The sequence below is a fragment of the Micromonospora sp. WMMD737 genome (assembly GCF_049179055.1).
GTDB classification, from domain to species: Bacteria; Actinomycetota; Actinomycetes; order Mycobacteriales; family Micromonosporaceae; genus Micromonospora; species Micromonospora reichwaldensis.
The window spans coordinates 1,450,948-1,471,382 of the sequence record NZ_JBMHMH010000001.1 but is presented as its reverse complement, the minus strand read 5'-3'; the positions used below and the strand labels follow the sequence as shown (position 1 = coordinate 1,471,382).

The 20,435-nt window shown below is 74.9% G+C and carries 18 protein-coding genes and 1 pseudogene; 11 read left to right on the top strand and 8 right to left on the bottom strand.

Going from position 1 to position 20,435, the window contains the following annotated elements:
• Positions 1-26: 26 nt before the first annotated feature.
• Positions 27-602: a hypothetical protein gene (locus tag ACN27A_RS05725; protein ID WP_421450227.1), complete on the bottom strand. Its 576-nt coding sequence runs from the start codon at positions 600-602 to the stop codon at positions 27-29.
• 214 nt (positions 603-816) lie between these two features.
• On the opposite strand from ACN27A_RS05725, the gene ACN27A_RS05720 reads away from it, so the two are divergent.
• Both ACN27A_RS05720 and ACN27A_RS05715 read left to right on the top strand, forming a co-directional pair.
• A complete protein-coding gene (locus tag ACN27A_RS05720) occupies positions 817-1,515 on the top strand; it encodes a CBS domain-containing protein (RefSeq protein ID WP_421450226.1) in 699 nt (232 codons plus the stop codon).
• A 356-nt stretch (positions 1,516-1,871) separates the two neighbouring features.
• A complete protein-coding gene (locus tag ACN27A_RS05715; RefSeq protein WP_421450225.1) occupies positions 1,872-2,825 on the top strand; it encodes a TerC family protein in 954 nt (317 codons plus the stop codon).
• A 24-nt stretch (positions 2,826-2,849) separates the two neighbouring features.
• Here ACN27A_RS05715 and ACN27A_RS05710 read toward each other — a convergent pair whose 3' ends face one another.
• Complete coding sequence (locus ACN27A_RS05710) at positions 2,850-3,578, bottom strand: helical backbone metal receptor (RefSeq protein WP_421450224.1); 729 nt, start codon at positions 3,576-3,578, stop codon at positions 2,850-2,852.
• A 51-nt stretch (positions 3,579-3,629) separates the two neighbouring features.
• Between ACN27A_RS05710 and ACN27A_RS05705 the strand changes: the two genes are divergently transcribed.
• Positions 3,630-4,019 carry a hypothetical protein gene (locus ACN27A_RS05705; RefSeq protein WP_421450223.1) on the top strand — a complete coding sequence of 130 codons (390 nt, stop codon included), beginning with the start codon at positions 3,630-3,632 and terminating at the stop codon, positions 4,017-4,019.
• 19 nt (positions 4,020-4,038) lie between these two features.
• Here the strand turns inward: ACN27A_RS05705 and ACN27A_RS05700 are convergent, their stop codons facing one another.
• On the bottom strand, positions 4,039-4,605 hold the full coding sequence (locus ACN27A_RS05700; protein ID WP_421450222.1) for a GNAT family N-acetyltransferase: 567 nt from the start codon (positions 4,603-4,605) through the stop codon (positions 4,039-4,041).
• 154 nt (positions 4,606-4,759) lie between these two features.
• Between ACN27A_RS05700 and ACN27A_RS05695 the strand changes: the two genes are divergently transcribed.
• Together ACN27A_RS05695 and ACN27A_RS05690 are read left to right on the top strand one after the other, a co-directional pair.
• A complete protein-coding gene (locus ACN27A_RS05695; protein ID WP_421450221.1) occupies positions 4,760-5,644 on the top strand; it encodes a hypothetical protein in 885 nt (294 codons plus the stop codon).
• Between the two features lie 333 nt (positions 5,645-5,977).
• Positions 5,978-7,204, top strand: a complete 1,227-nt coding sequence (locus ACN27A_RS05690; protein ID WP_421450220.1) for a hypothetical protein — start codon at positions 5,978-5,980, stop codon at positions 7,202-7,204.
• A 157-nt stretch (positions 7,205-7,361) separates the two neighbouring features.
• On the opposite strand, the pseudogene ACN27A_RS05685 reads toward ACN27A_RS05690, so the two are convergent.
• The 3 genes and pseudogenes from ACN27A_RS05685 to ACN27A_RS05675 form a co-directional block, all read right to left on the bottom strand.
• Positions 7,362-8,576, bottom strand: a pseudogene (locus ACN27A_RS05685) (MFS transporter); the annotation flags it as partial.
• Positions 8,577-8,894: 318 nt separating this feature from the next.
• A complete protein-coding gene (locus ACN27A_RS05680) occupies positions 8,895-9,242 on the bottom strand; it encodes a histone-like nucleoid-structuring protein Lsr2 (protein WP_132234604.1) in 348 nt (115 codons plus the stop codon).
• A 136-nt stretch (positions 9,243-9,378) separates the two neighbouring features.
• Positions 9,379-10,020 (bottom strand): response regulator transcription factor, encoded by a 642-nt coding sequence (locus ACN27A_RS05675; RefSeq protein WP_421450219.1) that lies wholly within the window; start codon positions 10,018-10,020, stop codon positions 9,379-9,381.
• A 58-nt stretch (positions 10,021-10,078) separates the two neighbouring features.
• On the opposite strand from ACN27A_RS05675, the gene ACN27A_RS05670 reads away from it, so the two are divergent.
• From ACN27A_RS05670 to lon, 5 genes are all read left to right on the top strand, one after another.
• The gene (locus tag ACN27A_RS05670) at positions 10,079-10,810 is read left to right on the top strand and encodes a sensor histidine kinase (protein ID WP_421450218.1); all 732 of its coding nucleotides are present in this window, start codon (positions 10,079-10,081) and stop codon (positions 10,808-10,810) included.
• An 86-nt stretch (positions 10,811-10,896) separates the two neighbouring features.
• Positions 10,897-11,766 carry a manganese catalase family protein gene (locus ACN27A_RS05665; protein WP_421450217.1) on the top strand — a complete coding sequence of 290 codons (870 nt, stop codon included), beginning with the start codon at positions 10,897-10,899 and terminating at the stop codon, positions 11,764-11,766.
• Positions 11,767-11,833: 67 nt separating this feature from the next.
• The gene (locus tag ACN27A_RS05660; RefSeq protein WP_421450216.1) at positions 11,834-12,940 is read left to right on the top strand and encodes a putative manganese transporter; all 1,107 of its coding nucleotides are present in this window, start codon (positions 11,834-11,836) and stop codon (positions 12,938-12,940) included.
• A gap of 23 nt (positions 12,941-12,963) precedes the next feature.
• Positions 12,964-13,221 (top strand): hypothetical protein, encoded by a 258-nt coding sequence (locus tag ACN27A_RS05655; RefSeq protein WP_421450215.1) that lies wholly within the window; start codon positions 12,964-12,966, stop codon positions 13,219-13,221.
• A 38-nt stretch (positions 13,222-13,259) separates the two neighbouring features.
• Positions 13,260-15,590, top strand: coding sequence for an endopeptidase La (gene lon, locus ACN27A_RS05650; protein WP_421450214.1), 2,331 nt, complete (start codon positions 13,260-13,262; stop codon positions 15,588-15,590).
• 64 nt (positions 15,591-15,654) lie between these two features.
• Here lon and ACN27A_RS05645 read toward each other — a convergent pair whose 3' ends face one another.
• Entirely contained in the window at positions 15,655-17,451 is a 1,797-nt protein-coding gene (locus ACN27A_RS05645; RefSeq protein WP_421450213.1) for a DEAD/DEAH box helicase, read from the bottom strand.
• A 114-nt stretch (positions 17,452-17,565) separates the two neighbouring features.
• Between ACN27A_RS05645 and ACN27A_RS05640 the strand changes: the two genes are divergently transcribed.
• The gene (locus ACN27A_RS05640; protein ID WP_421450212.1) at positions 17,566-18,093 is read left to right on the top strand and encodes a 2'-5' RNA ligase family protein; all 528 of its coding nucleotides are present in this window, start codon (positions 17,566-17,568) and stop codon (positions 18,091-18,093) included.
• Between the two features lie 121 nt (positions 18,094-18,214).
• Here ACN27A_RS05640 and ACN27A_RS05635 read toward each other — a convergent pair whose 3' ends face one another.
• A complete protein-coding gene (locus tag ACN27A_RS05635) occupies positions 18,215-20,434 on the bottom strand; it encodes a family 43 glycosylhydrolase (protein ID WP_421450211.1) in 2,220 nt (739 codons plus the stop codon).
• Between the last annotated feature and the right edge of the window lies 1 nt (position 20,435).

Genomic DNA, 20,435 nt, shown 5'->3' with positions numbered 1-20,435 from the left:
CGCCGAGCGGGAGATGCCGCGCCGGGTCACCGCAGCCAGGGGAACCGCTGCACGATCGCGAGCTTCGCCCACGTCGCGCCCAGGCCGAGGGTCGCGCCGGCGTTGACCAGTGCGAGACCGACCAGCAGCGCCGCGTTGATCAGGTGCTCGTCCATGAAGGGGTTGTTCTCGGGGGGTAGTACGACCGTCCACATCATCACGTAGAGCACCGCTCCCGCGACGGCGGCGATCCGCATCCCGATGCCGAGCAGCAGCGCGACGCCGATCGCGGCCAGGCCGGCCATGAAGAGCACGTCCGCCCAGGCGGCCCCGGCGATGCCCTGGTAGAAGTCCGCGAACGGGCCGGCCGCGCCGAAGGTCAGGAAGCCCTTGGTGGGGCTGCCGCCGTTGATCCAGGCGTTCTTCGCCTCGGTGGCGAACCCCAGACCGAAGACCTTGTCCAGGAACGCCCAGAGGAAGGTCCACCCGAGGGCGATCCGGATGCCGGCGAAGACGTACCGCGCGGCCCGTTCCCTGGGGGTCTCGCCGACGTGCCGGGTATCCGCCACCGCAGCGTCGGTCCCGACGGTGGTGCGCTCGATCGTCGCGGCCATTGTCTCCACGTCCCTTCGTGTGCCTCGCACCGCGCTTTCCGGTGGCATCTCCATTGGACGCCCGCCGCCGCCGGGTGGGCAGGGCCGACCGGGCCCCACCGGACCGGGACCTTGGACCCCTCCCGCACCGGTCCGTACGGCCGTGCCGGTCCGGTCCGGCGGCCCTGACCCGGCGGCCCGCCGCGGCCGTAGCGTCGCGGTGGGGAACGACAGGGAGGTCGTGATGAGGACGTGGCAGGTGGGCGACGTGATGACCCGAAAGGTGACGACGGTGGGGGAGCAGACCCCCTACCGGGAGATCGTCGACGCGTTGGTCCGGCGGGGCATCAGCGGGGTGCCCGTCGTGGACGGCTCCCGCCGGGTCCTCGGCGTGGTCTCCGAGTCGGACCTGCTGCACAAGGTCGAGCGGGCCGGCCACCCGGACGAGCGGCGGGTCTTCGAGGGGCGACGACGCCGCACCGCCCGGGAGAAGGCCGACGCGCTGCTGGCGCGTGACCTGATGACCGCCCCGGCGGTGGCGACCTGGCCGGAGGCGACGATCTCCGCCGCCGCCCGGCAGATGGACCGGGAGTCGGTCAAGCGGCTGCCGGTGCTCGACGACCTGGGCCGGCTCGTCGGCATCGTCACGCGCGGCGACCTGCTGCGGGTGCACCTGCGCACCGACGCGGAGATCCGCGAGGACGTCGTGCAGGAGGTGCTGCGCCGGGTGCTTGCGGTGCGGGACGGGCTGGTCACCGTCCGGGTGCGCGGGGGTGAGGTGACGCTCGACGGCCGGTTGGACCGGCGCAGCGCCGTCGAGCTGGCGGTCCGGCTCGCGGGGCAGGTCAGCGGCGTGGTCCGGGTGACCAGCACCCTCGCCTACGACGTCGACGACACCGCGCTCGCCGAACTGGACCCGGCCCGGATCGCTCCGGTGGCCTGACGTCCTGGCCCGCCCGGCCCGCCTGACGTCCGGGCGGGCCGGGCGGCCGGGGGCCGGGCGGGCCTGAAACCCGGGGCGGACCGGGCCTTCCGGCGGCGCGAACTGTCCGGCCCGCCGGGGCGTCGAACCGTCCCGTCGACGGCTCCGACTTGCCCGGACCGCCGCCGGCCGCTGGGCGGCTCGCCTAGGCTCGGGATCGGGACGCGCTCCGGGCCCGCCGCCGGGCCGCCGAGGGCGCACCGCTCGCCGCCGGCCGTTGGGGGCGTGTCCGCGCCGCAGGCCGTCGGGGACCGCGCGAGCCGGACCGGGCCGCGCGGCGGGAGCGGAGCCGCCGTCGGGGATGCGGAGGACGCCGGGTGGACGAGGCGACGTTCGCGGCTCCCCTGTGGGCCTGGGCGGCGGTGGGCGCGGTCATCGCCGTCATGCTCGCCGTGGACCTGCTATCCCACCGCGACAACCACGTCATCGAGCTGCGCGAGGCGCTGCTGTGGAGCGCCGTCTGGATCACCGCGGGGCTCGCCTTCGGCCTGGTCGTCTGGCTGTGGCGGGGCGGCGAGCCGGCCGCGGCGTACTTCTCCGGCTACCTGCTGGAGAAGGCGCTCTCCGTCGACAACGTCTTCGTCTTCGCGCTGCTGTTCGGGTACTTCCGGGTGCCGGCCGCGTACCAACACAAGGTGCTCTTCTGGGGGGTCCTCGGCGCGCTCGCGTTCCGGCTGGCCTTCATCTTCGCCGGCGCCGAACTGCTGGAGCGGCTCACCTGGGCCGGCGTCGTGCTCGGTGCCTTCCTCATCTGGACGGGGTGGCGACTCGCGGTACGCGGCGAGCCGGACGTCGACCCCGACCGCAACGTCGTGGTGCGGGCGTTCCGGCGGCTGGTGCCCACGGAGCCGGGCTACCACGGCGGCCGGTTCACCGTCCGGGTCGACGGCCGGCGCAGGGCCACCCTGCTGCTGGTGGCGCTGGTCGCGATCGAGGCCACCGACGTGGTCTTCGCGATCGACTCGGTGGCGGCGATCCTGGCCATCACCACCGACACGTTCCTCGTCTGGACGGCGACCGCGTTCGCCGTGCTCGGCCTGCGCAGCCTCTACTTCTGCCTGGCGGGGCTGCTGCGGCACTTCGGCTACCTGCGGTACGGGCTGGCCTTCCTGCTGGCCTTCGCCGGGGCGAAGCTGATCCTGGCCGAGACCCCGGTCGGGAAGCTGCCCGTCTGGTCGACCCTCGCGGTGGTGGTGCTGACGCTGTCGGTCGCGATCGGGTGGAGCATGGTCGACGCCCGTCGGGAACGGCGCCGGCGCGCGGGCGGGTGACCGGTCGCGGTGGGGCGGCGGCGGTCAGCCCGGGTGCACGACCGAATCGGCGAGCTGGGCGGAGAGCACGGCGGGCGCTTCGGCGAGCGACGGGCCGTACCAGGTCAGGTGCCTGCCGGAGAGCAGGGCGCAGGGGACGCCGGGGAACGCCTCCGGCCCGTCGTCGGCGGTGAAGCGGTACGGCTCGTCGGGCAGCACCACCAGCTCCGGCGCGCGGGCGCGCAGCGCGTCGAGGCTCGGCCGGGGATAGCGCTCGACGTCGTCGGCGTACGCGTTGGCGACGCCGAGCCGGCGTAGCACGTCACCGGCGAAGGTGTCGGCGCCCAGCACTACCCACGGTCGCCGCCAGACCGGCACCACCGCCCGGCGGGACGGTCGGGCGGTGGGCAGCCCGGCCCACGCCCCGCGGGCCCCGGCGAGCCACTCCGGTTCGGCCGGGGCGCCCAGGTCGCGGAGCAGGTCACCCAGCTCGGTCAGCGCCTCGTCGACGGTACGCGGATAGGTCACCCGCACCGGCACGCCGGCGGCGGTCAGCGCGTCGGCGTCCTCGCGGCGGTTCTCCTCGACGTTGAGCAGGACCAGGTCGGGGCGCAGCGCAAGTACCCGGTCCAGGTCCGGGTACTTGCTCCCGCCGACCCGCGCCACGTCCAGCCCGGCCGGGTGGGTGCACCAGTCGGTGGCGCCGACCAGCAGACCCGGCAGGGTCAGGGCGACGGCCTCGGTCAGCGACGGCACCAGCGACACGACCCGCATCCCGCGTACCTCCCCGGTCCCGTGCGCCGACCACCGGCGTACCGGTCGATCATGCCCCGACCCGTGGCGGGGGTGGCGACCCGGGCGTCCCTTGCGGCGCCCCGGGCACCCAGTGGGACGACGGGCGCGACTTCGAGCACCAGATGTTCCCAGCGGGCCGTCCGCACGTATCCGCGGCGCGGCGACATCTCCGCCCGGTCCGCGCTGACCATCCACCGCGGCACGCCGAACGTCTCCACCCTGTCCCGCCCGGTGCTGGTGCTCGGCGTCGACGCGCCGGGAGCGGGCAACGCCGCGCACCACGACATGGCGGTCACCCGGGGGTACTGGGCGGGCCTGCCCGAGCAGGTGCGCGCCCACCTGCCCTGCCCGGTGGTCGACGCCCTGACGCCGATCCGGCAGAAACACACCATCGAGGGCCTGGTGATGGGCGCGGAGTGACAGCCGGCTCCCGCCGCGCCTAGCCGGCGTCGCGGCGCAGCCACCGCTGCCGGGTCAGCGCGTACTCCACCTCGCCGTGCTCCGCGCCGTCGATCAGCTCCGGCCAGTCCCCGACGTACGTCCGCACGAGCCGTAGCCCGGACTTCTCCATCACCCGACGCGACGCGGCGTTGACGGACATGGTGTTCGCGGTGACCCGCTGCACGCCGAGCGCGGTGAAGCCCTCGTCGATGAGCGCCCGGCAGCCCTCGGTGGCGAGGCCGACGCCCCAGGCGGACCGGCGCAGCCGGTAGCCCAGCTCCACCTCGCGGGCGTCGCCGTCGCGGGTCGGGCGGAACTCGAACCAGCCCAGGAAATCGCCCGAGCCCCGACCCAGCGCCGCCCACCACCCGAGTCCCGGCGGTCGCCGGTAGTGGGCCAGGATCCGGGGCAGGACGCGCTCCCGGACCGCCTCCGGCGGGGTGGGGCGCCCGCCGGTGAGGTACCGCATCACCTCGGGGTCGCCGTCCAGCTCGACGAGCAGGTCGGCGTCGTCGGCGGTGAACTCGCGCAGCACCAGCCGCTCGGTGCCCAGGAAGACGCTCACCCACCCATCCCACCGGCGCGGGCGGGCGAGCTCAAGCGAATTGCGGGCCGACGGCCCGGGGGCACCACCGGCGCGCCGGTCATGATCGACGGCCTAGACTCGCCCCGGCCGACGCGTCGGCCTCGATCGGCGGCGGGACGGACGGATCAGGCGGATGACGAGCACCGGTGGTGGGGGCGGCTCCTGGTTGCGCGCGGTTGCCGGGGACGGTGGGCGCGGCCCGCTGCTCGCCCGGGGCGGCCAGCTCGTGCACGGTCCCTGCCGGCTCGGCGAGCTGGTGCAGGGGCGTCCGCCGGGCGTCACCGGCAACCAGTGGAGCACGGCCAGCCGGGAGGGCTACGACCTCGTCGTCTGCGCCGCCGACACGGCCCGGCCGGTCTTCGCCGTCGAGGTCGGCCCCGTCGCGGCCCCCGGCTCCGCCGCGCAGCGGGTCGAGCGGCTGAAGAACGCGGTCGCCGAGGCGGTCGGCCTGGCGGTGCTGCGGATCGGGTCGCCGACGCTGCGGGCCGGGGAGCACGGGCGCCGGATCGTGGCGTACGTGATCGACGCGCGCGCGTACGCGGCCCTCGGCGCGGGGGAGCCCGACGACACGGGGGTGCCCCCGGTCGGCTTCCGCGACATCCTCGGTCGGCTGCCCGACGGGCGGACCGGGCACGTCAACGACCTCGGCGCCCTGGCCCGGGCCGCCGCCGTCGAGGCGTACGTGTCGCGGCGGCTGGCCGACCCGATCGTGCGGGGGCTGCACGTGCACTGGACGGGCGGGCCCGCCGAGGGGTGGAGCTGGGTACGTGCGCGCCCCGACGCCTGCCTGGTGGAGCGGGTCACGGTGCACCCGCAGCGCGTCTCCGCCGGGGTGGATCCGGGGCGCCTGGCCGAGGACCTGGCGGCGGTGGCCGTCGGGGAGCGGCTGCGCGCGCTGGACGCCGCCGAGGCGGTCCTGACGCCCTGGGACGAGTTGCTCGCCGAGATCCGGGGGCTGGAGTCCCGGCACGACGAGATGACGGGCGGCTTCGCGTTCGCCCACCTCTGCGCGGACTGACCCACCCTTATCCGGCGCACCACCGGCCGCCGGCCCGGCGCACGTCACGGCTCGCCGGCCCGGCGCGCGTCACCGGTCGACGCCCGGACCCCGTCCGGATTCCCGGAATCGCGTTGAACCTTCGCAGCGGCCGTCCCGTACTCCTGCGGGAACGGACAGGATCTCCCCCACCCGCGCCGCGCGGCGCGGCGCGGAAGACGGTGCGGAAAGGGCATCGTCGGTCATCGACGTGCCACCGGCTCGCCGCGACGGCCCCCGTCGGGCGCGCCCCTCAATTCCGTCGGTCCGCCGAGGTCTCAGATCAACTACCGGATCGCGAAGGAGAGCAATTCGATGCGCAGGTCCACACGGGCGCGCCGGTCATCCGGTAGCGCGCGGAGCAAGCGACTGCTGGCCGTCGTCGGCACGCTCGCGGTCTTCGGCGGGATCGTCGCCGTGACCCAGATCTCGTCGGCCGAGGACCGGCGGCCGACCAGCACCCGACCGGCCTCCGCCGCCTGCGTGGAGCCGAGCCCGGGCGCGACCGCGCCGAGCGGACGGGGCACCAGCCGGACCTGGCAGGACGGCCGGTGGGTGCGCAACCACTGGGGGGACGGGCAGCAGTCGGTCGCCGAGTGCGAGCAGACGCGGGGCGGCGGCGCCGACAACGGCGGCTCGGCCGTGGCCTGCCCGGACGTGGCCGGCAGGCTGCCGCGGGTGCCCGAGCGCGCCCGCGCCGAGGTCGACCGGAACCTGAGCCTGCTGCAGACCCAGATCGCCGAGGCGGACCGGCGGCTGGCCGCCGAGGGCCGGCGGGGCGAGGAGTTCGTCCGCACCTCGATCCTCCAGCCGCTGGCCGGCAAGCGCCGGGCGACGCTGGAGCGGATCACCATCGCGATCGACCGGGTGGGCCCCCGGCCGCAGGGCCTGGCCCGGCTCGCCGAGTGCAAGGTGGTGCCGACCGGCGGGAACAACGGTGGCGGGAACAACGGTGGCGGCAACAATGGCGGTGGCAACAACGGTGGGCCCGGGGCCGGGCTGGGAGTCATCGCGAACGACTGCGACGACAGCCGGTTGCAGCCGCACGACGGTTTCCAGAACGGCAACCGCTGCGTCAGCACCGCGTTCGGCGAGGTGGGTCCCGCGGCGAACAATCCGTCGCTGCTGATCACCGACTTCCCCGACCGGGTCGGGTCGAACCAGCCGTTCACCCTCCGGGTCTCCACCCGCAACCTCGTACGGGACCGCTTCCTGGCCGCCGGGCAGGGCGGGTACTACGTGGAGAGCTCGCTGCTCAACGAGCAGGGCCTGGTGCGGGGCCACTTTCACACCGCCTGCCGGATGCTGGGCAGCCTCCGGCAGCCGCCGCAGCCGCAGGAGGTGCCGGCGTTCTTCGTCGCCACCGAGGACAGCCGTGGTGGCGCCGAGCCCGACGACGTGACCATCCAGATTCCCGGGCTGCCCGGATCCGGCACCGCCCAGTGCGCGGTCTGGGCCGGCGACGGCTCGCACCGGGTGCCGATGATGGAGCGGGCCAACCAGACGCCGGCCTTCGACGTGGTGCGCATCCAGGTCGGCTGACGACCGCTGCGGGGCCGTCCGGGCGCACCCCGGCGGCCCCGCCAGCGGCGCGGCCCCGCCAGCGGCGCGGCCCCGCCAGCGGCGCGGCCCCGCCAGCGGCGCGGCCCCGCCAGCGGCGCGGCCCCGCCAGCGCCGCGGCTTCGCGCGGGGCGGCGGGCGCCGCGGCGGCCCGCAGGGCGGTGATCCGTCGGGCCCGGGGTCGCACCGCCAGGAGGTTGCCGGCGGCCACCATCAGGGACAGCCCGAACAGCCCCAGCCAGAGGACGTCGGTGGAGAACCGGGCGGCGACCAGGCCGCCCAGCGTCGGCCCGGCGAAGCTGGCGAAGGCGTGACCGAGCGAGTAGACGCCCTGGTAGCGGCCGCGCTGGGCGGCCGGCGCCAGGTCGGCGGTCAGCGCCGAGTTCGACGGGGTCATCAGCATCTCGCCGAGCGTCCAGACGCCCACCGTGAGCGCGTAGAACCAGACAGCGTCGGCCAGTGCGGTCAGGGCGAAGCCGGCGCCGATCACCACGACGGCCACGGCGACGGTGCGGGACCGGTCGAAGCGGCCGATCAGCCGGGGCACGAAGAGCTGCCCCAGCACGATCATCAGGCCGTTGACCGCGATGACCGGCCCGAACGCCGACGCCGGAAGCCCGTCGGCCTGCAACGCCACCGGCAGCATCGCGCTGCTCTCGATGCAGAGCCAGGCCAGTCCGGTGAGGGCCGTGAAGGTCAGGAAGACCCGGTCCCGCAGCACGGTGCCGAGCCCGCCGGAGTCGACGCGGGCGACCTGCGCGACGGCCACCGGGGCGGGGCGCGACTCGGGCACGGTCAGGCCGATCAGCGCGGCGGTGCCGAGCAGCACCGCCGCGTTGATCGCGAACAGCAGCAGCGGCTCGACCCGGACCAACAGGCCGGCCACGGTCGCGGCGACGGCGAACCCGATGTTGATCGCCCAGTAGTTCAGCGTGAGCGCGCGCAGACGGTCCCGTTCGCCCACCACGTCGATGACGGTCGCCGTGAAGGCCGGCCGGGCGAGGCCCAGGCAGAGCCCGAGCAGCAGGGTGAGGGCCGCGATCGCCACGGGGTGCCCGCTCAGGCCCAGCGCCAGCGCCGCCGCCGCGGCGGTCACGTTTCCGGTCAGCATGGCGGGCCGCCGTCCCCACCGGTCCGCGACGATCCCGCCGAGCACGCCACCGGCCGCGCTGCCGGCTCCGTGCAACCCGATCACGATCCCGGCGTACGCGGGACTGAGGCCGCGTACCGACACCAGGTAGACGCCGAGGTAGATGGCGACGAAGCTGCCCAGCCGGTTGATCAGCGTGGCGGACCAGAGGTACCAGAAGACGCGGGGCAACCCCCCGGCCGTCTGGCTCCACCATCGCGTCATCCGCCACCCCCGAGATCCGCACCGGTAATGCTCGACAAAGCTGTCGCTCATTACACCCGGGAAGTGCGGCGTCCCGGCCGCGTGCCGGGGTGATCGTGGCGATGATCACGCTCGCCGGGCCGGTGAACGGGCCGTTGTCGGCCGATCCGAAGCGACCCGGCGACCCGCCGATGGTCGAAGTGCAATCGTGGCGGGCCGGGAATGGGCCTGCCGGTGGGCGTGGGTCGTGCGAATGGATCGCCGTGGGAAAAGACCGGCGGGGCCGCGCTGATTCCTCAGCGTGACCCCGCACCAGCCCGAGCGTGAGCCCGGCGCCGGTCAGCGGTTCTTGTACGCCTCCACGACCTCGACCGGGATGCGGCCGCGCTCGGAAATCTTGTAGCCGTTCTTGGTGGCCCATTCCCGGATGGCCCGGTTCTGCTCGCGGTCCATTCCCGAGCCGCCCGGCGTGCCTGCCCGCCGAGGTGCCCGCCCGGTGTCGGCGGTTCCGCGACCGATCCGCCGGCCAGCGTTGATGTACGGGTCGAGGGCCTTGCGCAGCACGCCCGCGTTCTCGTCGGAGACGTCGATGGTGTATGCCACGCCGTCCAGACTGAACTCGACGGTCCGGTCGGCCTTTCCACCGTCGAGGTCGTCGGTCAGGACCGTGATTACTTTTCTCGCCATCGTCAATTACTCCCTGTGTGGGGCGGGGTGTGGTCAAAGTTTGACGTATCCCACGGCTAATCCGCAACAATGCGCGTCGTCCTCATTTCGGCGCGTCGCGTTATCGCGGGAAAACGGCTCGGCGCAAAGCCCGGGGTCAGTCGCCGAGCAGACCGGCGTGACCGGCGAGCGCCGCCGCCTCGGCCCGGGTGGAGACCCGCAACTTTCGCAGCAGCGCGGCCGTCATCCGCTTCACGGTGCGTTCCGAGACGTGCATCCGTTCGGCGATCTCGACGGTGCTGCGACCCGCCGCGATGGCCCGCAGCATCGCCCGTTCCTCGTCGTCCAGATCGACCGGGGCCGCCCGGCCGGGACGCAGCAACGCACGGAGCAGATGCCCCGGCAGCACCGCCCAGCCGTCGAGGACGGCCAGCAGCGGGGGCAGCAGCTCCTCCGGCTCGGCGGTCTTGGGCAGGAAGGCCTCGGCGCCGGCGCGCAGCGCCTCCAGGGCGGGATCCGGATCCTCCGCGCCCGACATGGCCACCACCCGCACCCGGGGCGTGGTGCGCCGGATCGCCGCCACGGCCCGGATCCCGCCCGGGGGCGGCATGTGCAGGTCGACCAGCGCCAGGTCGGGCAGGCAGCGACTGACCAGCGAGGCGGCGGCCGAGGCGTCGCCGGTGGAGCCCACCACCTCCGCCCGCCCGTCGGTCGTGGCCGGCAGCAGCAGTTCCAGCCCGCGGACGAACAGCGGGTGGTCGTCCACGACGGCCAACCGGACGACGGGGGGAGCGGGCATGCCTGGTCCGTTCCCGAGCGGGTACCGATCATGCGGCCGAACGAGGGAGGTCGGGCGGATGCGCGGACGGCACGGGGGGCGGGGACCGTTGCGGCTGCTCCGGTGGACGGGGCCCGAACCCGGTCCGGCCGACCCGGCGGCCCTGGACACCGACCCGGAACTGCTGCTGCGCGTGCTCTGCCATGAGTTCCGCACCCCGGTCAGCGCCCTCACCTCGCTCACCCGGGCGCTCGCCGACGAGCGGCTCCCCCTCACCGGCGACGACCGGCGCGCCATCACGGCACTGGCCCACGAGCAGGCCGTACACCTGCAGGGCCTGCTGCGGGACGCCGCCGCCGGCACCGCAGCCCTCGCCCCGGCGGCGGACCCGGCGGCGCCGTTGGCGCAGGTCCTGCACGGGGCGGCGGCCCTCGTCCCCCCGCACCGGCGGCTGACCGGGGTGACGCGGCGGGCCGAGGGCTGCCCGGTGCCGCAGCGGCGGACCCGGCAGGTGGTGACCAACCTGGTGGAGAACGCGCTGCGGCACGGTCCGGCCGAGGGCCGCGTCGGCATCCACGCCGCGCTCGGCCGCTGCGGTCTGCGCATCGTCGTCACCGACGAGGGACGGGTCGACCCGCCCCTCGTCGAGGCGCTGCGCCGGCCCGCTCCCGCCGCCGGAGCCTCCGGGCTGGGGCTGTGGATCGTCCGGCGGCTGCTCGCCGCCGACGGCGGACGACTGCGCCTGCACCGGCTGCGACCGCGCGGGGTGGCCCTCGAGGTGGTGCTGCCCGCGTTCCCCGCGACAGGTTGACCCCGCCGGGCCGCCGGTTGGCCCGATAGGGCCGGCCGTCGCGGGAACCGCCTCGGTGACAGCCCGACCGGCACCGAGGAGGACACGTGTTCAGCCACATCAAGGATCTGCAGTTCGAGGCCAAGCCGGACGGCCCGGACGCCGCGTTCGCCCGCCGGCTCCAGGAGATCCTGGGCGGCAAGTGGGGCGAGATGACCGTCGCCAACCAGTACCTCTACCAGGGCTGGAACTGCCGCCTGCCCGGCAAGTACAAGGACCTCTTCCTCGATGTCGGCACCGAGGAGATGGGCCACGTCGAGATGATCGCCACGATGATCACCCGACTGCTGGAGAACGCGCCGCTGTCGTTGCAGGAGGCCGCCGCCGACAACCCGATGGTGGGCGCGATCTACGGCGGGTCGAACCCGGCGCACTTCATCCACGGCGGCGGCGGAGCGCTGCCGGCCGACAGCAATGGCGTGCCCTGGAACGGAGCCTTCATCACCGCCAGCGGCAACCTGATGGCGGACTTCCAGCTCAACGTCACCGCCGAGGCGCAGGGCCGGCTCCAGGTGGCCCGGCTGTTCAACATGACCGACGACCCCGGGGTCAAGAACATGCTCCGTTTCCTGCTGGCCCGCGACACCATGCACCAGAACATGTGGATGGCCGCCATCGAGCAGCTCAAGGAGGACGGCCTGGAGGAGATGCCGGTGCCCGACGCGTTCCCGGACTCCAAGGAGTTCACCGAGCAGTTCAGCTACACGTACCTGGACTTCTCGCCGGGCACCGACGCGTCGGAGGGGCGCTGGGCGTCCGGGCCGGCGCCCGACGGCAAGGGCGAGTTCCGCTACGACCACAGCCCGCGCGCGCACGCGCCCGAACCGGTCCTGCCGCCCGGCGACCCGCGGCTCTACGGCACGAACCCGGGCCTCGCCAAGGGCGCCGTCAACAAGGTCAAGAGCAAGCTCACCTGACGCCGTCGCGCCGGGTCGTCCGCGAGCGGCGGACGGCCCGGCGGCACCGTACCGGAGGAGGTGTGCCGTGACCGAACTCGTGCTCCGCCCGCTCGCGGACGCGTTCATGCAGGTGGGTGTCTACGTCGCCGTCATGGTGGCGCTCTTCGGCTGGCTGCGCTGGCGCCACGGCGACCGGATCACCGACGGGCTCACCAGCCGACCCCGGCTCGGTCCGCTGGTCGGCGCCCTGCTGGGCGTCAGTCCCGGCTGCGGCGGGGCGATCATCCTGATGCCCCTGTACGCCCGGGGAAAGGTCTCCTTCGGCACCGTGGTCGCCGCCCTGGCGGCCACCATGGGGGACTCGTCGTGGGTGGTGCTCGCCTGGAACCCCGTGTTCGCCCTCAAGATCCACGCGCTGCTCTTCGCGGTCGGCCTGGTGACCGGGTACGTCGTCGACGCGCTCGGCATCGACCCGGCCCGCGCGGTCAACCACCGGGTCGTCGCCGCGCCCGCGCCGGTCGGCCTGGCCGCCGTGGGCGGGCCGGACCTCGCCGGCTCGCGGCGGCTGCTCGGCGGGCTGCTGCCCCGCGTGCCGGCGTCCACGGCGTTCTGGGGGCTGACCACGCCGGCGTTCGCGGTGTCGGTGCCGGTGGTCTTCCAACTGGTCGACCCGGGCGCGCTGACCCGCTCCTTCGGGGGCGTCGACCCGTACCTGGCGCTGGGGGTGCTCGGCACGCTCACCGCGGCCCTGATCTTCGCCGGAGGGCGGGGGAAGCTGGCCGACGACAGCCTGGAGACCGCGCAGCCCCGCTCGCTGCGCGAGACGCTGCGGCACAGCGCGCACGAGGCGTCCTTCGTCACCGTCTGGGTGGCCGTGGCGTACCTGGGCTGGCAGGTGGTGACCACCACGACGGGCTTCGACGGCTCCCAGCTCGCCCTCACCGGGCTCGTCGGCGTGCTGGTCGGCGCCGGCATCGGCCTCATCCCCGGGTGCGCGGTGCAGATCGTCTTCACCGGCCTGTACGTCAGCGGCGGCCTGCCGCTGCCCACCCTGGTCGCCAACGCGATCAGCCAGGACGGCGACGCGCTGATCCCGCTCGCCGCGCTGCGCCGGCACTCGGCGGCGCTCGCCACCGTCGTCACCACCGTGCCGGCGGCAGCCGTCGGCGCCGCCCTGCTCGTCCTGCTCTGATCCCGTACGGAGGGGAGATCCCGATGTCCGTCGCGATCCCGATCACCCGCACCCGTCGCAAGCTCCTCGTCTTCGCCGTGCTGACCGGCGTCGCCGCGGTGGCCGGCCTGCCGGGCTGGACCGTCGCCGCACTGGCGCTGACCTGCCTGGCGATCCCGCTCGCCGTGGCGGCTGCCGGGGGCGCCGGCCTGGCGCGCGAGCTGCTGCGCCCGCAGCGCCGTCCCACGGGCGAAGGTGGCCTGGGTCACAGCCCGGAACAAGGGGAACGATTTGTTACTTGAGTTGGACACGCTCAACTCAACGCGATAGCAGGTGTTCGATGGCAACTCTCCCGGTACTTCCCCTGACCGACGCCGTGCTCCTGCCCGGCATGGTCATCCCGGTGACCCTCGACCCGACCACCCAGGCCGCCGTCGACGCGGCCCGCGCCACCGGCGAGGGCAAGCTGCTCGCCGTGCCCCGCCTCGACGGCGAGTACGGCCCCGTCGGCGCGGTCGCCACCATCGAGAAGGTCGGCCGGCTGCCCAGCGGCGAACCGGCCGCCGTCATCCGCGGCCTGTCCCGCGCCCGGATCGGCTCCGGCGTACCCGGGCCCGGCGCCGCCCTCTGGGTCGAGGCGACCGAACTCGACGAACCCGCCCCCGCCGGCCGCGCCCGCGAACTAGCCCGCGAGTACCGCGCCCTCATGACGTCTGTGCTCCAGCAGCGCGGCGCCTGGCAGGTCATCGACGCCATCGAGCGGATGACCGACCTCTCCGAGCTGGCCGACTCGGCCGGCTACGTGTCCTGGCTCAGCCTCGCCCAGAAGACCGAGCTGCTCGCCGCGCCGGACGTCACCGCCCGGCTGGAACTGCTCGTCGGCTGGGTGAAGGACCACCTGGCCGAGCAGGAGATCGCCGAGCAGATCAGCACCGACGTCCGCGAGGGGCTGGAGAAGTCCCAGCGGGAGTTCCTGCTGCGCCAGCAACTCTCCGCCATCCGCAAGGAACTCGGCGAGGACGAGCCGGACGGCTCCGCCGACTACCGGGCCCGCGTCGAGACCGCCGAGCTGCCCGACAAGGTCCGCGAGGCGGCGCTGCGCGAGGTCGGCAAGCTGGAACGCGCCAGCGACGCCTCCCCGGAGGCCGGCTGGATCCGGACCTGGCTCGACACGGTGCTGGAGATGCCGTGGGGCACCCGAACCGAGGACGACACCGACCTGGCCGCGGCCCGCGCCGTGCTCGACGCCGACCACGCCGGCCTGGCCGACGTGAAGGACCGCGTCCTGGAGTACCTCGCCGTGCGCAACCGGCGGGCCGAGCGCAACCTCGGCGTCGTCGGCGGCCGGGGCTCCGGCGCGGTGCTCGCCCTCGCCGGCCCGCCCGGAGTCGGCAAGACCAGCCTCGGCGAGTCGATCGCCCGCGCGCTCGGCCGCAACTTCGTCCGCGTGTCCCTCGGCGGTGTCCGCGACGAGGCCGAGATCCGCGGCCACCGGCGCACCTACGTCGGCGCGCTGCCCGGCCGCATCGTGCGCGCCCTGCGCGAGGCCGGCTCGATGAACCCGGTCGTGCTCCTCGACGAGGTCGACAAGCTCGCCGCCGGCTACTCCGGCGACCCGGCCGCCGCCCTGCTCGAGGTGCTCGACCCGGCGCAGAACCACACCTTCCGCGACCACTACCTCGAGGTCGACCTCGACCTGTCCGACGTGCTCTTCCTGGCCACCGCCAACGTGGTGGAGGCCATCCCCGGCCCGCTGCTGGACCGGATGGAGCTGGTCACCCTCGACGGCTACACGGAGGAGGAGAAGGTCGCCATCGCCCGCGACCACCTGCTGCCCCGGCAGCGGGAACGGGCCGGGCTCACCGCCGAGGAGATCACCGTCGCCGACGACGCCCTCGCCCGAATCGCGGGCGAGTACACCCGCGAGGCAGGCGTACGGCAGCTCGAACGGGCGCTGGCGAAGATCCTCCGCAAGGTGGCGGTGGCCCTGGCGACCGACCCGGCGCCGGTCCGCGTCGACACCAGCAACCTCGCCACCTACCTCGGGCGGCCGAAGTTCACCCCGGAATCGGCGGAGCGGACGGCGGTGCCCGGCGTGGCCACCGGCCTGGCCGTCACCGGCGCGGGCGGCGACGTGCTCTTCATCGAGGCCACCAGCATGGAGGGCGAGCCGGGGCTGACCCTGACCGGCCAGCTCGGCGACGTCATGAAGGAGTCGGCGCACATCGCGCTGTCGTACCTGCGCTCCAACGGGCGCCGGCTCGGACTCGACCCGAACGCCCTCGCCGGACGGCGGATCCACCTGCACGTGCCGGCGGGCGCGGTGCCCAAGGACGGCCCCAGCGCCGGCATCACCATGGTCACCGCCCTCGCGTCGCTGGCCAGCGGCCGGCCGGTGCGCCCCGAGTTCGGGATGACCGGCGAGGTGACCCTCTCCGGCCGGGTGCTGCCCATCGGCGGGGTGAAGCAGAAGCTGCTCGCCGCCCACCGGGCCGGCCTGACCGAGGTGATCATCCCGGCCCGCAACGAGCCGGACCTCGACGACCTGCCCGCCGAGGTCCGGGAGGCGCTGACCGTGCACACCCTGGCCGACGTCGCCGACGTGCTCGCCCTGGCGCTGCGCCCGGCCGACGCCGACACCCGCCCCGACCCGGCGCTCGCCGCCGCCTGAGGTGCAAGGAAGGGCCCCCTGCCAAGGCCTGGTGCATGGCAGGGGGCCCTTCCTGACGCGCGGGTCAGCGGCGGTCGCGCCGGTCGAAGTCCCGGTCGCGGCGCTCGCGCCGGTCGGCCCCGTCGAAGCGGCGCTCGCCGCCGCCGTCGCCGTCACGGTCCCGGCGTACGGTCGCCTTGCGGCCCTTGATGGTGCTGCCTCGCAGCCCGGCGATCACCTCGTCGGCGACGCTCTGGGGCACCTCCACCAGCGAGAACCGGTCGGCGATCTCGATCGAGCCGATGTCCCGGCCGCTGACCCCCGTCTCGCCGGTGATCGCGCCCACCAGGTCCTGCGGGCGGACCCCGGCGCGCCGGCCCAGCCCGATGAAGACCTGGGTGGTGCCGCCGGTACGGGGCCGGGCACCGCCCCGACGCTCGCCCCGGCCACCGGCCTCCGGCCGCCCCTCACGCGGGCCCCGGACGGGGACCTGGGGGATCTCCTCCTCGTCGTCCGAGCCCGGCGACGTCGCCTCGTGGGCCAGCTTCACCGCGGCGAGGGCCACCTCCACCAGGTCGAACTCGTCGGTCAACGACTCGACGATCGCCCGGTACGGGTCGAGGTCGTCCTCCAGCAGGCTCTCCCGCAGCGCGCCCTGGGTCAGCTCCAGCCGCCGGGTGCGCATGTCCGCCACCGTCGGGATCTTGTCGATGGCGATGCGCTGGCCGGTGACCCGCTCGATGGTCTTGAGCATCCGGTGCTCGCGCGGCTCGGCGAGAGTGATCGCCACGCCCTCCCGCCCGGCCCGGCCGACCCGGCCGATGCGGTGCACGTACGACTCGGGGGCCGACGGGACGTCGTAGTTGACCACGTGGGTGAGCTGCTCGACGTCGAGGCCGCGGGCGGCCACGTCGGTGGCCACCAGCAGGTCGGCGGTGCCCGTGCGCAGCCGGCCCATCACCCGGTCGCGCTGCTCCTGGCTCATCCCGCCGTGCAGCGCCTCGGCCCGGTAGCCCCGGCCGTTCATGGTCTCGGTGAGCCGGTCGACCTCCTCGCGGCTGCGGCAGAAGACGATCGCCGCCGTGGGGGACTCGACGTCCAGCACCCGGCCCAGCGCCGCCGGCTTGTGCGCCCGGGCGACGATGTACGCGCTCTGCCGCACCCGGGGCGCCTCGCCGGCCACCGGCTGCTCGCGGGCGATGAGGATGCGTACCGGGTCGGTGAGGTGCTTGCGGGCCAGCCCGTCGATGCGCGCCGGCATCGTCGCCGAGAAGAGCACCGTCTGGCGCTGCTCCGGCGCGTGCTCCAGGATCGCCTCGATGTCCTCGGCGAAGCCCATGTCGAGCATCTCGTCGGCCTCGTCGAGCACCACCGTGGCCAGCGAGCCCAGGTCGAGCGTGCCCCGGGCGATGTGGTCCAGCGCCCGGCCGGGGGTGGCGACCACGACGTCGACGCCGAGGTCCAGGGCGCGCAACTGCCGGCCGATCGGCTGCCCGCCGTAGATCGGCAGCACCCGCGCGCCCAGGTCCTTGCCGTAGCGGTGGAACGCCTCGGAGACCTGCACCGCGAGCTCGCGGGTGGGCACCAGCACGAGCGCCACCGGGGCGCCGCCGGGCCGGTCGTCGGGCATCCGCTGCAACAGCGGCAGCGCGAAGGCGGCCGTCTTGCCCGTACCCGTTGCGGCCTGGCCCAGCAGGTCCCGACCGGCCAGCAGGGGTGGGATGGCCTCCCGCTGGATCGGAGTGGGCTCCTCGTAGCCCAGGGCGGTCAGCGCGCCCAGCAGCTCGGCGCGTAGTCCGAGGTCCGCGAAGGGGCTCGTGTCGTCGAGGGTGTCGGGGCCGGGCTCGGTGGGCGGGTCGTGCCGTACGGGTGCGGAACTCATGCCGTCAAGCTTTTCATCACCGCCGCGACGCCGTTTCGCCGACCGGCACAACGAGCGCCCACGCCGGGTCCGGCGGGCGCCCGTCGCCGTGCTGCGGCGGGCTAGCCTGGCGGCGTGCGTACGGTCGAACTGGTCTGCTCGCCCGACCTGGAGGCCGCCGTGCGCGGCGCCTGGGAGCGGCTGGCCGCGGTGGGGCTGCCCAGCCTGGCCCGCAACGCCCACCCGACGAACCGGCCGCACCTGACCCTCGCCGCGGTCGACGAGTTCCCGCCCGGCGCGCAGCGGCGGCTGGCCGACCTGTTCGACGCGGGGTTGCCCCTGCCCGTGCGGCTGGACCGGATCGCGGTGCTCGACGGCAGCGCCCCGCTGGTGTGGCTGGTGCACCCGTCGCCGGAGCTGACCGCCCTGCACGCGTCGGTCTGGGACGTCCTCGCCGGGGCCCCGGGACAGCGTCCCTGGCACGCGCCGGGGCACTGGCGCCCGCACCTGAGCCTGGCGCTGCGCTTCCGCGACGCCGATCGCCGGCTGGCGCGCGCCGTGGCGGGCGTCGGCCGCCCCGACGGGGCCTTCGTCGCCGGGCGCAGCTACGACGGACAGAGCCGGACGGTCAGCCCGCTCGGCAGCGCCGGCCGCCGCAGGTGACCACCGGGGGAGCCACGTCGGCAGCGCCGGCCGCCGCACGTGACGCCAGGGTGCCCCGCCGCCGGGTGCCTGGAACGGGATCGGGCCCCCACCGGACGGTGAGGGCCCGATCGTGTTCGGGTCAGCGGTGGAAGCGCAGGTAGTCGAAGTGCGCGGTGACCGCCGGGTCGGCGCCGCCGTGCGCGACCAGCCCGATCCGGGGAGTGGTGTCGGCCGGGAAGGTCCACACCCCGCCCCACGTCCAGTTCCGCCCGTCGCGGCTGGAGCCGGCCCGGAACTCGTGCTCGCCGGTGCCCGGGTCGACCCGGTGCGCCAGCCGCAGCCAGGTGGTGCTCGCCGGGGTGCCGACGATGTTGCCGCCGTAGACCGGCTGGCCGGCGAAGGGCAGCTCGTAGCCGTACTCCACCTGCCTGGTGTTCCAGATCGCGACCTGCGCCAGCCGGGCGAAGCGGTCGTCGTCGACGTAGGCGACCAGCCCGGCCTGCTGGTAGTTGCGGACGGTCTCCTCGCCGAGGTCCAGGGTCACCTTCGTCTCCACGACGTAGTCGCCGCCCGGCGCGTCGCGCAGCAGCACGCCGGCGGTGTTGCCGGTGCCGGTCAGGTCGGCGCCCTGCACCGGCCAGCGCAGCGCCCCGCCGGACACGGTGGCCGCCGGGTCCGGCCGGACCCACCGCCACGCCGGGTCCAGCCCGCCGGTGAACTCGTCGGAGAACGCCGGCAGCAGGCGGCCCGCCCGCGGCTCGGCGACGGCGTGGCGCACCGGCCGGTGCAGGCGGGCGACGCTGACGTTGTCGAACCCGGCGGCCCCGCCGGTCGCGGTGAGCGTGAGCCGCCCGGCCACCGGCCGCGCCAGCCGAAGCGACACCACCGCCAGCTGGTCGCCGAGCCGGGCCGGGCTCAACTCGGCCACCAGGTCCCGGCCGCGTACCTCGACGGCGAGGTGGTGCCCGGCCGCGGCGTCGAAGCCGGCAGGCAGCGGCGCGCTCGCGGTGCGCCCGCCGTCGGCGACGACCAGCCGGCCGGCGGCGGCGTCCACCCGCACCGAGACCCGGTCGCCGAGCGTGAGCCCGGCCGCCCCGGCGGCCGGAAGCCGCAGGTCGGCCTCCGCCCGCAGGTCCCCGCCCACGGTCGTACGGTTGGTCAGCGCGCCGCTGCCGGTGAGCCGGCCGTCGGCGACCCGCCAGTCCCCGGAGCCGCGTCGCCAGCCGGCCAGCCCGGCGTCGAAGCGCTCGTCCACCCGCCCGGTGGTGACCGGCGCGGGCCGTGGGCCGTCGGAGGGGCCGGCACCGGCGTTCACCGTCGGCCAGCCGTCGATCCAGTCGAGGCGGTCCAGCAGCATCGGCCGCTCGTTGATGCCGAACGGCTCGTCCAGGTACGGGTCGGCGCGGTCGATCGCGTGGTAGACGATCCAGTCCTGGCCGGAGAGGTCGGTGAGGAAGCCGTTGTGGCCGGTGCCGATCCACCGGTTGCCGTTCTGGGCGAGCACCGGCGTGCCGCCGGCCCGGGAGGCGGTCAGCGAGATGCCGTCACGGTCGACGAACGGCCCGCGCGGTTCGCGGGACCGGCCGACGTGCACGGAGTAGCCGGTGGCCGGGCCGGCGCAGCAGTTGGCCGTGGAGGCGAACAGGTAGTACCAGCCGTCGTGGCGTACCACGTGGCTGCCCTCGAACTTGTTGTCGACGGCGACCAGGGTGGGTGAGCCGACCGCGCGCAGCCCGTCGGCGGAGAGCTCGGTCACCGAGATGCCGCCGTAGTAGCTGCCGTGGTAGAGGTAGTGCCTGCCGTCGATGTCGGTGAACTGGCTCGGGTCGATCGTCCACAGCCAGCCCCCGCCACCGCCGGGGCGGGGCGCGACCACGGGCTCGTCGGCGAAGGTCCACGGGCCGGTCGGGGTGGGCGCGGTGGCCGCCCCGATGGCGAAGTCGCCCCCGTCGGGGGACACGGTCGTGTCGGTGACGGTCACGTACATGACCCAGCGGTCGCCGATCCGGCGCACGTCGGGGGCCCAGAAGCCGGCGCCGGGAGCCGCGTACGCCGGGCGTTGGCCGGCGCCGAAGGCGTCTCCGACGTACGTCCAGCCGACCAGGTCGGTCGAGCGGGCGATGGGGACCCCGTGGAACGTCCCCTCGCCCTCGCGCAGCGGGTCGGTGGTGCCGTACGCGTACCAGAAACCGTCCTCACCACGGACGATCACGGGGTCGGCGAAGGTGTCGGCGAACCCGGCCGAGACGGGGTTGCGGTAGCGGGGCTCGGGTGCGGCGGCGGCCGGCGCGGACGCCGTCGCGGCCAGGACCAGACCGACGACGGCGGCGAGCGCCCCGGCGCGGCGGAGATGTCGCATC